This is a genomic window from Cupriavidus sp. WS, assembly GCF_000395345.1.
GTDB lineage: Bacteria > Pseudomonadota > Gammaproteobacteria > Burkholderiales > Burkholderiaceae > Cupriavidus > Cupriavidus basilensis_B.
The window spans coordinates 1-14006 of sequence record NZ_AQPL01000211.1; the positions used below are offsets into that span (position 1 = coordinate 1).

Here is a 14006-nt window from a genome sequence, read left to right on the forward strand (position 1 = left end):
TGCGGAAACTGTCGCCGGCATTGAGCTCGAAGAAGTGCTCGCCGATCCAGACGTCGAGCCGTCCCTTCACGAGATAGCCCTCTTCCTCCGTATCGCGCAGGCTCGGCTCCAGCAGCATCGCTCCCGGCTCGAACGTGCTGAGGAACGTCTCGAACGAACCGCCGATGTTCGGCGACAGCAGTTCTTCGACAAGGCCGTCCGTGACGGTGCCCAGCCGCCGCCGCGAGCCGGCGCGCTGGACCCGCCCCACTTCCGCGGCCGGCTTCGATTCGCTCACGAAGAACCAGCCGAGCGGCACCCCCAGCGTCAGCGCCACCCGCTTGAGGTCCGAGATGGACATTTCGGCGCGCCCTCTTTCCAGCTGGCTCATGAAGCTCGTCGAGCGGCCCGCCGCTCCGGCGAGGTCCGCCAGGGTCTTCCCCCTGGCCTTGCGCAGCTTGCGAATCTCCGCGCCCAGCGCAGCGGTATCCAGCACGGGCCCGTCGGCCTGTTCAACGACATTCATGGCTTGCGGATGTTCTGGCATGGTTCGTTCGAGCCCCACGGAGAGAGCCACCCTGAATTTTTCCATTTTTTCGGATGGAAAAATTCTACTCCATTTTTTTACCCACAAAGATTCCTGGCACCTTCCCGGCGTCTGCCCGCTCGATTCGCGCCCGGCCGCCAGGCCTCGCCTTGTTCACATTCGCCGGATCACAAGGCGCCGTGCGCCAGCAGATATTCGTCGAACTCGGCGGCAAAGGCGTAGGCCAGCTTCGACATCGGCCGGTCGTGCGGATGGAAGACCGCGAAGTGATAGGCCAGCGGCGGCGAGAACGGGCGCACGAGCAGCGCATCCGATTTCATGTCCTCGGCGCTGATCGGGTCCACCAGCGCGACGCCGACGCCGCGCGCCGCGAGCGAGATCGCGCTGGCGAAGTAGTCGCACTCGGCGACGATGCGCAGGTGCGCGCCCGCCTCGTCGAACACCTTGCTGGCGCCCAGCTGGGCGGCATGGCCCCGGAACATGCCGATGAAGGGCGTGCCGTCGAGCAGGCGCGGGGTGAGCACGGGATGCTTCGCCAGCGGATTGTCACGGTGCAGCACCGCCACGAACGACATCTGGTAGCGATTGACGGCGACCAGCGGATGCTCGACCGGCAGCTCGGCCACGGCGAGGTCGAACGCGCGCGAGGGGATGAGGTCGCGCACGCCCTGCGACTGGCGCGAGATCAGCTTGACCGTGACGCCCGGCCGCGTCGCCACGAAGCGCGCGATGACCGGAGGCAGCCAGGAAATGCTCGGCCCCGGGTGGCTGGCGATGGTGAGCGAGCCGGCCCGGGTTTCGTGGATGTCGTGCGCCGTGCGCGACAGCTGGGCGTGCCGGTCCAGCACCTCGGCGACCTCCCCGACCAGCGCGATGGCTTCGGCCGTCGGCGTCAGCCGGCGGTGCTCGCGAACGAACAGCGCATAGCCCACGGCCTCTTCGAGTTTGTTGAGCAGGGTGCTGACGGCGGGCTGGCTGATGCCCAGAACCTGTGCGGCAAGGGTGGCGGAGCCGCGCTCCATGACGGTGCGAAAGACCTCAAGCTGCCTGATTTCGAGCATATCCATATGAATCGATTATGGATTGAAAACCCAGCAAAATCAATGGATCGAAAAACACGGCGCGGCGAGGATGGCATGCAGATTGCAAGGTAGATTCAACTTCAATATGTGAGCCGTGATGACGTCCGACGCAGATCTCCCCAACCTCCTCATGTCGGCCCGCGGCGTCGTCAAGACGTTTCCCGGCGGCAAGCCGGTGCTGCATGGCATCGACTTTTCCGTGGCCCGCGGCGAAGTCGTTTCGCTGATCGGCCCCAGCGGCTCCGGCAAGACGACCCTGCTGCGCTGCCTGGCGATGCTCGAGACGCTGACCGAAGGCGAGGTGTTCGTCGAAGGCCAGCGCGTCGCCTGCCCCAAACCCGGCCGCGACATCGCCCGGGCCGCCAGGGCGGTGCGGGCCGACGTCGGCATGGTGTTCCAGCAGTTCAACCTGTGGCCGCACCTGTCGGTGATGGAAAACGTCATCGAGGCACTGATCCGCGTGCGCCGCATGGACCGCGACGCCGCCGTGAAAAAGGCCGAGCCGCTGCTCGACAAGGTCGGCCTGCTGGGCAAGCGCGACGACTACCCCAGGCGCCTGTCCGGCGGCCAGCAGCAGCGCGTGGCCATCGCCCGCGCGCTGGCCATGACGCCCAAGATCCTGCTGTTCGACGAGCCCACCTCCGCGCTCGACCCCGAGCTGCGCCAGGAGGTGCTGCTGGTGATGCGCGAGCTGGCCCGCGAGGGCATGACCATGCTGGTGGTCACCCATGAGATGGGCTTCGCCAGCGACGTCTGCTCGCGCGTGGTCTTCATGGATGCCGGGCGCATCGTCGAAGACGCGCCACCGGGCCAGTTCTTTTCCGCGCCCGCCACCGAGCGCGCCCGCAGGTTCCTCAGCCAGCTTTCCTCCTGAATTCTTCCTCCCGAATTTCCTCCCGAATTTCTTCCCGAAAAGGCTTCGCCATGTCCATCTCCTCCCCAGTCTCCTTCCTGCGCAAGACGGCCCTCGTGCTGCTGGCGGGCGCCGCCGCGCTGTCCGCCGCGCCGGCGTCGGCCCAGCAAACGCAGTCGCGCCTGTTCGAGATCACCAAGAGCAGGAAGCTTCCCGTGTGCATCTACCCGCTGTACTACGCCATCTCCTTTCGCGACACGAAGACCAACGCGCTGACCGGGCTGGACATCGACATGGCCAGGGAGCTGGGCAAGGAGCTCGGCGCCGAGGTCGAGTTCGTCGAGTCCGGCTTCGGCACCTTCATCGCCGACCTGCAATCCAACAAATGCGCGATCGGCATGTTCGCGCTCGGCGTGACCACCAAGCGCGCGCAGGCGGTCGAGTTCAGCAAGCCCTACATGAACGCGTCGGTCTACGGCGTGGTGCGCAAGGGCGGCAAGGTCAAGACCTGGGCCGACATCGACAAGCCCGGCGTCAAGGTGGCGGTCCTCCTGGGCAGCTACATCGAGACCTACATGAAGGGGTACCTGAAGAAGGCCACCATCGTCTCCATCCAGCCGCCGGCGACCCGCGAGGCCGAGCTGTCGGCCAACCGCGCCGACGTGATCCTGGTGGACTACCCGACGGTCCTGCGCGTGAAGCAGGAGTTCGACTGGGCCCAGAGCGTGGAGCCGCCGAAAAAGCTGGCTCCGACCCCGGTCGCCTATGCCATTCCCCAGGGCGACCAGATCTGGCTGAACTTCGTCAACCAGTTCATCGACATCACCAAGATGGACGGGCGGCTGGCGGCCATCGCCAGGAAGTACCAGCTCGACGGCAACGTCGCGCCCTGAGGCAAGCCGGCCATGCACTACGCATTCCGCTGGGATGTCATCCCCAACAACCTGGACTTCCTGCTCTCCGGCCTCGGCCAGACGCTGCTGATCTGCGCGTGCACGCTGCTCGCCTCCATCTTCGGCGGGCTGGCCATCGCGCTGCTGGACATGTCGCGCCACCGCGCCCTGCGCTGGTTCGGCATGGGCTTTGGCGAGGTCATCCGCAACACGCCGATCCTGGTGCAGATCCTGTGGGTGTACTACGTGCTGCCGATGGTGTTCGACATCTCCATCGACGCCCTGCCGGCCGCCATCATCGCGCTCTCGGTCTACTCCTCGGCGTTCCTGTCGGAGGCGTACCGGGCCGGCATCCAGGCGGTGCCACCGGGCCAGCGGGAGTCGGCGCTCGTGCTGGGCATGAGCCCCTGGCACACCTTCCACCGCATCGTGCTGCCGCAGGCGGTGCGGCTGACCCTGCCGGCCATCGCGGCCAACTTCGTGCAGCTCATCAAGTACTCGTCGCTGGCCTCGGTGATCTCGGTCAGCGAGATCACGCGGCGGGGCATGGAGCTGTCCGCCACCGCCTTCCGGCCGCTGGAGATCTTCACCTTCATCGCCGTCGTCTATTTCGTCATCTGCTGGCCGCTGGCCATGGCCATCCGGCTCTGGGAACGGCGCCTCGCGCATCAATGAACATGCAAAATCAATCGGAAATCCAGGCTGCCCAAGCGCTGGAGAGCGAACTGCTCGCTGCCGTCGCGGCGCGCCGGGACCTGCTGGTCGACATGACCCGCGCGCTGGTGGCGGCGGCGTCGCCCAATCCCCCGGGCGACGTGTCCGCCGCGGCGCACGCGGCCTTCGGCCTGCTGAGCGCGATCCCGGGCGTGGCGATCTCGCGCCACGAGACCGCGCCCGGCATCGTCAACCTGGTGGCCCGCATCGACAGCGGCAAGCCCGGGCGCCGGCTGGTGTTCAACGGGCACCTGGACACCTTCCCCATCGGCGAGGACCTCGGCTGGACCGTCCCGCCGCTGGGCGGCGTGGTGCGCGACGGGTGCCTGTACGGCCGCGGCGTGTCGGACATGAAGGCCGGCATCGCCGCGTCCATCGCCGCCGCCACGGTGCTGGCCGAGCGCCGCGGCGACTGGTGCGGCGAGGCCGTCGTGACCCTCGCCGGCGACGAGGAAAGCATGGGCGTCCTCGGCACGCAGTGGCTGCTGGACAACGTGCCCGAAGGCCGCGGCGACGTCATGGTCAGCGGCGACGTGGGCTCCCCGCTGGTGGTTCGCTTCGGCGAAAAGGGCCTGTTCTGGATCGAGATCAGCGCCACCGGCGAGCCGGCCCACGGCGCCCACGTGCACAAGGGCGTCAATGCCATCGACCGGCTGCGCGTCGCGCTGGACGCGGTCAAGCGGCTGGAGTCGCTGGCCGTCGACGCGCCCGCCGAGATCGGGGCGGCCATCGCGGTGGCGGCCCCCGTGTCCGAGCCGATGTCGGGGGCCGGCGAGAGCGAGGTGCTGCAGCGTGTCACCGTGAACATCGGCACCATCGACGGCGGCGTCTCGCCCAACCTCGTGCCCACGCTGGCCCGGGCCCAGGGAGACATCCGCCTGCCGGTCGGCGTCAGCACGCGGCAGGTCATCGAATGCCTGGACCAGTGGCTGGGTCCGATGGCAGGCGTCAGCTGGAAGGTGGTCCAGCGCTACGAGCCGAGCTTCACTTCACCGGACCACGAAATCGTCCGGCGCGCCTTGTCGGCATCCGCGCGGGTGACGGGCGGCGCGCCGGTGGCCAACATGCGCGTGGGCGCCTCGGATGCGCGCCTGTACCGCGCGGCCGGCGTGCCGACCGTCGTGCTGGGCTGCACGCCGCATGGCATGGGCGGGCCCGACGAGCACGTCTACATCGACGAGCTGGTGAGCGTCGCGCAGATCCACACGCTGATCGCGTTCGGCTACCTGGGCCAGGCCGCCGCGGCATAGCCGCTGCCGCGGCCGGGGGCGGCACGAACCGCGGTCCCCGCTACTGCGGCGCCAGCGGCACCAGCTCCACCCGCTCCCGGCTCTCCTTCTCCACCGCCTTGCGCGAATAGACCAGCGGGAAATACTCGCCCCTGGCCCACAGCGGCGCGAGGTCGCGGTAGTGCGGGCTGGCCGGGTTGCCCGACTGGCCCGGCGTGTTGATCACGCGCGAGGCGTCCCAGTTGCCCACGTCCAGCACCATGCGGAACGACGCGCCGGCGGTGAGCTGGAAATCGCTGTTGCGATAGCTGGTGTTCATCGGCGTGAAGGACGAGCCGCCGATGGGGCCGGCGTTGACGTCGTAGCGCTGGCGCGCGGCCGCGTCGAGGATCGGGTGCAGCGGGTGGTCGAACACGGCGGCGTGCAGCTTGCCCCATTGCCAGGCCCTGGGGTCGGGGCCGAGCTTGCGCTCCACCTCGGTCATGGCGCTCTTGAGCGAGCTCACGATGGCCTCGTTGCGGCGCTCCAGCGGCATCCACGGCTCGGGCCGCTCCAGCACCGCCAGCACGCGGCTGGCGTCGCCGTAGCCGGCCAGGCGCGCGCCGTCCGGCGAGAGCGCCGCGCGCACCACGGCCGGGCGCAGGTACTTGCTGAACCACACCTCGAACAGCGCCGCCGGCGCGCTGTCGGCGCGTTCGTTGCCGTCCCAGCCGCGCAGCAGGTCGAGGCCGCGCTGCGCCTGCGCGTCGTCGCTGCGCACGTTGGCCAGCACGGCCACCGCGCGCAGCGCGGGCAGCGAGACGGTGTCGTTCTGCCAGGCCATGCTGTCGGCCAGCGACGAATGCGCGTTGGCCGCGACCAGGCTCTTGAGCCGGCGCGCGCGCGCGGTGTCGCTCCACTCGTAGCCGATGCCAAGCCGGGCGGCGGGATGCCTGGGCGGGATGTTGTTCTCGTTGGCCGTCACCACGTAGCCCGCGCTCGGGTTGAAGGCCCACGGCAGCTCGTCCATGTTGCGGTAGCCGGCCCATTCGTAGCGGCCGTCGCCGGGCACCGGCATGAGGCCGTCCCAGTTCGGGCGGATCGGCGTCAGGCCGCCGGGCAGCCAGCCGATGTTGCCGTCGCGGTCGGCGTAGACCTGGTTCTCGCCGGGCGCGCCCCAGCGGTTCATGGCGGCGCGGAACTGGTCCCAGTTCTGCGCGCGCATGTAGTCCATCGAGCCGAAGTACGGCGCCATGCCGAAGTCCAGCCACGCGGCGCGCAGCACGTAGGCGCGGCCGCTCTTGGCGTCGGCGTACAGCACCGGGCCGTGGCGGGTGAAGTCGATGCCGACCTTGCGCGGCGCGGCCTCGCCCTTGACGGCGATGTCCTCGGTCACGGTCTCCATCGGCTCCCAGCGGCCGCGGTAGCGGTACTCGCGCGGCTGCGCCGGGTTGGTCTCGTAGACGTAGAGGTCTTCCTGGTCCATGTAGAACCGCGTCAGGCCGAAGCCCACGGTGTCGTTGTGGCCGATCGAGATGCCAGGCAGGAACGGCTCGCCGGCGCCGATCACGGACAGGCCGGGCGCGTTCAGGTGGCTGATGTAGCGCAGGCTCGGCGCGCCCTGCGCGCGGTGCGGGTCGTTGGCCAGGATCGGGCGGCCGGTGGCGGTGCGCGCGCCAGCGATGACCCAGTTGTTGGAGCCGAGGCTGCGCGCGGTGTCGCTGTTGCCGTCGAGCACCGCGTAGAGCGCCTCGTGCGGGATGTCGCCGGCCGCGGCCGAGGTCCACCACTCCTTGGGAAAGCGCGGCGCGGCGGTGGCCAGGTCGTAGGCGCGGCGCAGCTCGGCCACCGGCAGCGCGCACGGGTCCAGGCCCTCGGGCAGCCGGGGCGTGACCGGCGGGTCCAGCTCGCGGCGCACCCAGTCGGCGCGCACCGCGTCGGGCTTCACGTGGCAGTAGATCTGCGCGCGGTCGATCTCGCCGGTGAAGTTGAGCGTGAGGCCGTGGTGGCGGATGCGCACGATGTCCTCGGCGCGCCAGCGCGCGGGCTTGTAGTTGAGGATGCGGAATTCGGGCGGCAGCAGCTCGGGGCGCGCCTCGGTCTGCGCCACGAAGGCGTTCACGCCGGCCACGAAGGCCTCGGCCACGCGCTTGGCGTCGGAGCCGTAGGCCAGCCACTCGCGGTACATGTCGCCGCGGAACAGCACCGCGCGCGCCATGCGGTCGCCTTCCACGTAGGCCGCGCCGAAGTCCCTGGCCATCTCGCCCAGGCCGCGCTTGCGCCACAGGTCGATCTGCCAGAGGCGGTCGCGCGCGGCCATGAAGCCCTGCACGTAGAAGGCGTCGTACAGCGTGCCCGCGTAGATGTGCGGCACGCCCCAGCGGTCGATCAGGATGCTGGCCGGCTTCTCCAGCCCGGCCACCTGGTAGCGCTCGGTGCCGGATGCCGCGGCCGCGTTGTTGGCCGCCGCCGGCACGGCCTGCGCGGCGCCGGCGCCCAGGACGGCACTCAGGCCAAGGACGGCGGCAAGGCGGCGGGCACGGCGGACCATCTGGAATCTCCTCGGAATGGCGGGAACTGCATGCGGGGCGGCGCGCCCGGCGCGCGGCGAAATGTCGCCAAGGATAGCGGAAGACGGCACGCGCGGGCGAAATCCGGCGCGGTGCCGGGCCCGCGCGGCAGGCCCCGGCGGGCCTTGCGCGCGGCTTGTGCGCGGCTTGTGCGCGATGTTTTATCCCGCAAAACTTTGATGCAGCGCAGAATGACGCCCCGCGTCCGGGCGTCTATAACCTGGGAACCGGTTTCACTCCCCGAAACTACCCATCCCGGAGCCTGCGCGTGACGGTCCCCACGACCTCCCTCCAGAAAGCCTGCAAGCTGCTGCGCGCGCTGTCCGACCCGCGCAATACGCGGCTGACCGATCTCGCCGCGGTCACGGGCGTGGACAAGGCTTCGGCGCTGCGCCTGCTGGACACGCTGGCGGCGGAGGGTTTCATCGCGCGCGACGCCGACACCAAGGCATTCTCGCTCGGCCCCGAATGGCTGGCGCTGCGCGCGGCCAGCGTGCGCCGCATCGACCCGCGCGCCGCCGCGCGGCCCGCGCTGATCCGGCTGGCGCAGGCGTTCGAGGACACCGCCATCCTGTCGGTGCCGAGCGGCTGCGAGTCGGTCTGCCTGGAGCTGCGCCCGGGCACCTTCCCGATCCGCGCCAACTATCTCGACGTGGGCAGCCGCCGTCCGCTCGGCGTGGGCGCCGGCAGCCTGGCGCTGCTGGCGGCGCTGCCCGATGCCGAGGTGGAAGCCACCGTGCGCGCCATCGCGCCGGCGCTGCGGCGCTATCCGCGCATCGACGGCGCGCTGCTGCTGCGCGAGGTGCAGGCCACGCGCGCGCGCGGCTACGCGGTGCTGCTCGACGTGGTGGTGGAGCGCATGGGCGGCATCGCCATCGCGCTGCCCGGCCCGGACGGCTACCCGCTCGGCGCCATCAGCATCGCCGCGCTCAACGAGCGCATCACCGAACGCGAGCCGGCGCTGGCGCGCGCGCTGCGGCGCGAGGCCGAGGCCGTGTGCGCGGCCTGGCTGCCGGCGGCGCAGGGCGGCCCGGCCGGATCATCCACCGCGCGGCGGCCACGCAAGGCCGGCGCCGCGCGCGTCCAACCACAACCGGAGGCATAGCGCATGCGCTGGAAACAACGACCGCAGGGATCCAACTGGGGCGATTTCGGGCCCGACGACCAGCTTGGCCGCGTCAACCTGATCGGCCCCGAGCAGGTCCGCAAGGGCGCGCTCGAGGTGCAGGCCGGGTTGTCGTTCTGCCTGTCGCTGCCGCTCGACTACCCGGGCGGCAACAAGCTCAACCCGCGCCGCCACCCGCCGGTGCTGCGCCCGACCTTCCGCGACGACATCCCCTACGTGAACTTCCCGCTGGCCAAGGTCGATGCCGCCGCCACCGACGTCATCAGCGACGACCAGGTGCTGCTGTCGCTGCAATACTCCACGCAGTGGGACTCGCTCGCGCACGTGGGCGCGCTGTTCGACGCCGACGGCGACGGCCGCGCCGAGCGCGTCTACTACAACGGCTATCGCGCCAACGAGCACATCGTCGGCCCGGTGGACTACGCCGAGGACGACCATTTCGCCGCGCACGCCTGCGGCCACGAGCACAGCGAGGCGCGCGCGCTCGGCATCGAGAACTTCGCCGTGAAGGGCATGCAGGGCCGCGGCGCGCTGGCGGACCTGGCGCACCACTACGGGCTGGACTTCCGCAACGTCGGCTACGACGACCTGATGCGCGTGCTCGAAGCCGACCGCGTGGAGGTGGAGCGCGGCGACATGCTGCTGCTGCGCACCGGCTTCGCCGAGGTGGTGCTGTCGATGCGGCGCGAGCCCGACGAGAACGTGCTGCACCACGCCTGCTGCGCGCTCGACGGCCGCGACAACCGCCTGCTGAACTGGATCACCGATTCCGGCATCGCCGCGCTGATCGCCGACAACTACGCGGTGGAGCGCTACCCGGCGCTGCCCGCGCCGGCCGGCGAGACGCACCACCCGCTGCTGCCGCTGCACCATCACTGCCTGTTCAAGCTCGGCCTGCCGCTGGGCGAACTGTGGTACCTGCAGGAGCTGGCCGCGTGGCTGCGCGCCAACCGGCGCGCGCGCTTCCTGCTCACGGCGCCGCCGCTGCGGCTGCCGGGCGCGGTGGGCTCGCCCGCCACGCCGATCGCGACGGTCTGACCGGACCCGCGCCTCAAGAAATCAAGAAAAACACGGGCCATGCAGGCCCCACGCTGGAGGAGACAACCATGAACCGCAACCATCCGTGGCTGCGCCGACCGCTCGGCGCGCTGGCGCTGGCCGCCGCCCTGCTGTGCGGCGCCGGCCAGGCCGTGGCGCAAGCCGCCAAACCCGGCATTTCCGACGACGAAGTCAAGATAGGCCTGATCCTCGACATGAGCGGCCTGTATGCCGACGTGACCGGGCGCGGCAGCGCCGTGGCCGCGCAGATGGCCATCGACGACTTCGGCGGCAAGGTGCTCGGCAAGAAGATCGAGCTGGTCGTGACCGACCACCAGAACAAGGCCGACATCGCCGCCAGCAAGGCGCGCGAGTGGTTCGACACCGGCCACGTCGACGCCATCCTCGACGTGGCGGCCTCCGCGCCCGCGCTGGCGGTGCTGGAAGTGGCCAGGCAGAAGAACCGCATCGTGGTGTTCTCCGGCCCCGGTACCGAGCGCATCACCAACGACCTGTGCACGCCGGTGTCGGTGCACTACGCCTACGACACCTACGCGCTGGCCAACTCCACCGCGCGCGCGGTGGTGCAGCGCGGCGGCAAGACCTGGTTCTTCCTGACCGCCGACTATGCCTTCGGCCACACGCTGCAGGAGTCCGCCACCGCCGTCATCAACGAGACCGGCGGCAAGGTGCTGGGCGCGGCGCGCCACCCGATCGGCGCCAGCGACTTCGCCTCCTACCTGCTGCAGGCGCAGGCCAGCAAGGCGCAGGTGGTGGGCCTGGCCAACGCCGGCGGCGACTCGGTCAACGCCATCAAGGCGGCCAGCGAGTTCGGCCTGACCCGCGGCGGCAACCAGCGCATGGCCGGGCTGCTGCTGTACATCAACGACATCCACGCCATCGGCCTGAAGACCGCCTCCGGGCTGCTGCTGACCGAAGGCTTCTACTGGGACATGAACGACGCCACGCGCGCATGGTCGCGCCGCTACTTCGACAAGCTCAGGAAGATGCCGAACATGAGCCAGGCCGGCACCTACTCCTCCGTCATGCACTACCTCAAGGCCATCCAGGCCGCCGGCACCGACGAGACCGCCGCCGTGATGAAGCAGATGAAGGCCATGCCGATCAACGACTTCTTCGCGAAGAACGGCCGCATCCGCGAGGACGGCCGCATGGTCCACGACATGTACCTGTTCGAGGTCAAGACGCCGGCCGAGTCCAAGTACCCGTGGGACTACTACAAGCTGCTGGCCACGGTGCCGGGCGACCAGGCCTTCATCCCGCCGGCGAAGTCGCAATGCCCGCTGATGAAGCGCTGAACGGAACGCCCATGCTCAATCCCGCTTACCTGCGCGGCGCCGGCAATACGCGCTTCGGCCGCATCGAAGGCAGCACGCCGCTGACGCTGATGGCCGCCGCCACCGATGCCGCGCTGGCCGACGCCGGCCTGGCGCGTGCCGACATCGACGGCGTGCTGTGCGGCTACGCCACCACGCTGCCGCACCTGATGCTGGCCACGCGCTTCTGCGAGTACGCCTCGCTCGATCCCGCCTACGCGCACGGCGTGGCCTCGGGCGGCGCCACCGGCGGCGTGATGGCCATGCTGGCGCGCGAGCTGGTGCGCGCCGGGCGCTGCCGCCACGTGCTGGTGGTGGCGGGCGAGAACCGCCTGAGCGGCCAGAGCCGCGACCAGTCCATCCAGACCCTGGCCCAGGTCGGCGAGCCGGAGATGGAGGTGCCCAACGGCGCCTCGGTGCCGGCGTACTACGCGCTGCTGGCCTCGCGCTACCTGTTCGAGACCGGCCTGCGCGCGGACGACCTGAGCGGCTTCGCGGTGCTGATGCGCGAGCACGCGGCCGGGCATCCCGACGCGCACCTGCGCGAGCCGATGACGCCGGAGGCGGCGCGCGCCGCCCGGCCCATCGCCTCGCCGCTGCGGCTGTCGGACTGCTGCCCGATCTCCGACGGCGCGGTGGCGGTGGTGATCTCCGCCGAGCCCGGCGGCGGCCGGCCGGTGCGCATCGCCGGCGCCGGGCAGGCGCACCGCCACCAGCACCTGAGCACGCTCGACAGCGTGCTCGCCACCGGCGCGGCCGACGCGGCGCGGCGCGCGCTCGGCGAAGCCGGCAGCACGGTCGCGGAGGTCGACTACCTGGCGATCTACGACTCCTTCACCATCACGCTGGCCATGCTGCTCGAGGAACTCGGCGTGGCGGGGCGCGGCGAATCGCCCGGGCGGCTGGCCGCCGGCGACTTCGGCCGCCACGGCGCGCTGCCGCTCAACACGCACGGCGGGCTGCTCGCGTTCGGCCACTCGGGCGTGGCGGGCGGACTGATGCATCTTGCCGAAGCCGGGCGGCAGCTCGCGGGCAAGGCCGGCGCGCGGCAACTCCCGCCGCGCAGGCGCGCGCTGTTCCACGCGGACGGCGGCGTGCTGTCGTCGCACGTGAGCCTGGTGCTGGAGGCGCAATGACCACGCCACTCGCCAGTCCCCTTGTCTTCTCCCCCACTTCGCGGGAGAGGGAAGCAAACCCCCTGCAACGCACGGCGCCATCGCGGAACCAGCCATGACCACCGACCAAGCCGACCATCCCTACCAGTCTGGCCTCGATGCCGGCATCGTGCGCTACCAGGCCTGCGACGACTGCGGCGCGTGGCAGCCCTTGCAGCGCCACGCCTGCCGCGCGTGCGGCGGCACGCGCCTGGGCTGGCGCGACGCGGCGGGCACCGCCACCATCCACTCGGTCACGGAGGTCGCGCGCGCGCCGACCGATGCGTTCCGCGCGCTGGCGCCCTACACGCTGGTGCTGGCCACGCTCGACGAAGGCCCGCGCGTGATGGCGCATGCCGAGCCCGGCGTGGCCATCGGCGAGCGCGTGCGCGCCGGTTTCCTGCGGCACGGCGAACACACCTTGCTGCGCTTCCTGCGCGAATAGCACGCGGCGCGCGCCGGCCGGCGCCCGCACTTTCATCACAACCGAGGAGACCGACATGAACCGAACCTTGCCGCTTCGGCGGCCCGCGCTCGCCCTGCTGGCGGGCGCCATCGCCCTCTCGGGCGCATTGCCCGCGCCGCCGGCGCGGGCGCAGGCCTGGCCCGCCAGGCCGGTGCGGCTGATCGTGCCCTACCCGCCGGGCGGCCCCACCGACATCGTGGCGCGCGTGGTCGGGCAGAAGCTGGCCGACCAGCTCAAACAGCCGGTGGTGGTGGAGAACCGCCCCGGCGCGGGTGGCAACATCGGCGCGGAAGCGACCGCCAAGTCGGCGCCCGACGGCTACACGCTGCTGGTGGCCACCACCGCGCACGCGATCAACATGACGCTGTTCAGCAAGCCCGGCTACAGCACGCAGAAGGATTTCGCGCCGGTCTCGCTGCTCACGCGCGGGCCGCTGGTGCTGGTGACGGCGCCGGCCACGCCGGCCGGCAGCGTGGCCGAGCTGATCGCGCTGGCCAAGGCAAAGCCGGGACAGGTCAGCTTCGCCAGCTCGGGCAACGGGCAGTCCACCCATCTTGCCGCCGAGCTGTTCAACAGCATGGCGGGCACGCGCATGACCCACGTGCCGTACAAGGGCAGCGCGCCCGCGCTGACCGACGTGATGGGCGGGCAGGCCACGGTGATGTTCGACACCATGCTCTCGGCCATGCCGTTCGTGCGCGACGGCCGGCTCAAGGCGCTGGCGATCACGGGCGCGGCGCGCTCGCCCGCCGCGCCCGACCTTCCCACCGTGGCGCAGGCCGGCCTGCCCGGCTACGAGGCCACCGCGTGGAATGCGCTGCTGGCGCCGGCCGGCACGCCGCCCGCGGTGGTCGGCGCGCTCAGCAGCGCGCTCAAGACCGTGCTCGAGCAGGACGACGTGCGCGCCAAGTTCGCCACGCAGGGCTTTGCCGCCGAGTGGACCTCGCCCGCCGCCACCGGCCAGTTCCTCGCCCGCGAAATCGACAAATGGGGCAAGGTGGTCAAGGCCTCCGGCGCCACCATCGACTGACTCTCCCGC

General features: G+C 70.8%; 13 protein-coding genes. 10 read left to right on the forward strand and 3 right to left on the reverse strand.

Annotated elements, in window-relative coordinates; genetic code table 11:
- Together K206_RS38570 and K206_RS38575 are read right to left on the reverse strand one after the other, a co-directional pair.
- The coding region (locus K206_RS38570) for a helix-turn-helix domain-containing protein (RefSeq protein ID WP_052165906.1) at positions 1 to 526 on the reverse strand (526 nt) is incomplete at its 3' end.
- Positions 527 to 693: 167 nt separating this feature from the next.
- Entirely contained in the window at positions 694 to 1593 is a 900-nt protein-coding gene (locus tag K206_RS38575; RefSeq protein WP_020203760.1) for a LysR family transcriptional regulator, read from the reverse strand.
- 112 nt (positions 1594 to 1705) lie between these two features.
- On the opposite strand from K206_RS38575, the gene K206_RS0117860 reads away from it, so the two are divergent.
- From K206_RS0117860 to K206_RS0117875, 4 genes are read left to right on the forward strand one after another with little or no spacing between them, the layout of a single operon-like run.
- Positions 1706 to 2482: an amino acid ABC transporter ATP-binding protein gene (locus K206_RS0117860; RefSeq protein WP_029043769.1), complete on the forward strand. Its 777-nt coding sequence runs from the start codon at positions 1706 to 1708 to the stop codon at positions 2480 to 2482.
- 50 nt (positions 2483 to 2532) lie between these two features.
- Positions 2533 to 3354 (forward strand): ABC transporter substrate-binding protein, encoded by an 822-nt coding sequence (locus K206_RS0117865; RefSeq protein WP_020203762.1) that lies wholly within the window; start codon positions 2533 to 2535, stop codon positions 3352 to 3354.
- 12 nt (positions 3355 to 3366) lie between these two features.
- The gene (locus K206_RS0117870; RefSeq protein WP_020203763.1) at positions 3367 to 4029 is read left to right on the forward strand and encodes an amino acid ABC transporter permease; all 663 of its coding nucleotides are present in this window, start codon (positions 3367 to 3369) and stop codon (positions 4027 to 4029) included.
- 2 nt (positions 4030 to 4031) lie between these two features.
- Complete coding sequence (locus K206_RS0117875; RefSeq protein ID WP_155888121.1) at positions 4032 to 5318, forward strand: M20/M25/M40 family metallo-hydrolase; 1287 nt, start codon at positions 4032 to 4034, stop codon at positions 5316 to 5318.
- 40 nt (positions 5319 to 5358) lie between these two features.
- On the opposite strand, the gene K206_RS0117880 is transcribed toward K206_RS0117875, so the two are convergent.
- Positions 5359 to 7827 carry a penicillin acylase family protein gene (locus K206_RS0117880; protein WP_020203765.1) on the reverse strand — a complete coding sequence of 823 codons (2469 nt, stop codon included), beginning with the start codon at positions 7825 to 7827 and terminating at the stop codon, positions 5359 to 5361.
- A gap of 287 nt (positions 7828 to 8114) precedes the next feature.
- Here K206_RS0117880 and K206_RS0117885 point away from each other — a divergent pair, with 287 nt between their 5' ends.
- The 6 genes from K206_RS0117885 to K206_RS0117910 all read left to right on the forward strand — a co-directional run bounded on the left by K206_RS0117885 (position 8115) and on the right by K206_RS0117910 (position 13997).
- Positions 8115 to 8951: an IclR family transcriptional regulator gene (locus K206_RS0117885; RefSeq protein ID WP_020203766.1), complete on the forward strand. Its 837-nt coding sequence runs from the start codon at positions 8115 to 8117 to the stop codon at positions 8949 to 8951.
- 3 nt (positions 8952 to 8954) lie between these two features.
- Positions 8955 to 10010: a cyclase family protein gene (locus K206_RS0117890; protein ID WP_020203767.1), complete on the forward strand. Its 1056-nt coding sequence runs from the start codon at positions 8955 to 8957 to the stop codon at positions 10008 to 10010.
- A 68-nt stretch (positions 10011 to 10078) separates the two neighbouring features.
- Positions 10079 to 11329, forward strand: coding sequence for an ABC transporter substrate-binding protein (locus K206_RS0117895; RefSeq protein ID WP_020203768.1), 1251 nt, complete (start codon positions 10079 to 10081; stop codon positions 11327 to 11329).
- Positions 11330 to 11340: 11 nt separating this feature from the next.
- A complete protein-coding gene (locus K206_RS0117900) occupies positions 11341 to 12483 on the forward strand; it encodes a thiolase family protein (RefSeq protein WP_020203769.1) in 1143 nt (380 codons plus the stop codon).
- Positions 12484 to 12577: 94 nt separating this feature from the next.
- Entirely contained in the window at positions 12578 to 12946 is a 369-nt protein-coding gene (locus K206_RS0117905; protein WP_020203770.1) for a Zn-ribbon domain-containing OB-fold protein, read from the forward strand.
- 55 nt (positions 12947 to 13001) lie between these two features.
- Complete coding sequence (locus K206_RS0117910; RefSeq protein WP_020423824.1) at positions 13002 to 13997, forward strand: tripartite tricarboxylate transporter substrate binding protein; 996 nt, start codon at positions 13002 to 13004, stop codon at positions 13995 to 13997.
- Positions 13998 to 14006: the final 9 nt, after the last annotated feature.

Coding starts and splice junctions, on each gene's coding strand:
- K206_RS38575 (WP_020203760.1), bottom strand. CDS start 1,593: ATGGATATGCTCGAAATCAGGCAGCTTGAGGTCTTTCGCACCGTCATG.
- K206_RS0117860 (WP_029043769.1), top strand. CDS start 1,706: ATGACGTCCGACGCAGATCTCCCCAACCTCCTCATGTCGGCCCGCGGC.
- K206_RS0117865 (WP_020203762.1), top strand. CDS start 2,533: ATGTCCATCTCCTCCCCAGTCTCCTTCCTGCGCAAGACGGCCCTCGTG.
- K206_RS0117870 (WP_020203763.1), top strand. CDS start 3,367: ATGCACTACGCATTCCGCTGGGATGTCATCCCCAACAACCTGGACTTC.
- K206_RS0117875 (WP_155888121.1), top strand. CDS start 4,032: ATGCAAAATCAATCGGAAATCCAGGCTGCCCAAGCGCTGGAGAGCGAA.
- K206_RS0117880 (WP_020203765.1), bottom strand. CDS start 7,827: ATGGTCCGCCGTGCCCGCCGCCTTGCCGCCGTCCTTGGCCTGAGTGCC.
- K206_RS0117890 (WP_020203767.1), top strand. CDS start 8,955: ATGCGCTGGAAACAACGACCGCAGGGATCCAACTGGGGCGATTTCGGG.
- K206_RS0117895 (WP_020203768.1), top strand. CDS start 10,079: ATGAACCGCAACCATCCGTGGCTGCGCCGACCGCTCGGCGCGCTGGCG.
- K206_RS0117900 (WP_020203769.1), top strand. CDS start 11,341: ATGCTCAATCCCGCTTACCTGCGCGGCGCCGGCAATACGCGCTTCGGC.
- K206_RS0117905 (WP_020203770.1), top strand. CDS start 12,578: ATGACCACCGACCAAGCCGACCATCCCTACCAGTCTGGCCTCGATGCC.
- K206_RS0117910 (WP_020423824.1), top strand. CDS start 13,002: ATGAACCGAACCTTGCCGCTTCGGCGGCCCGCGCTCGCCCTGCTGGCG.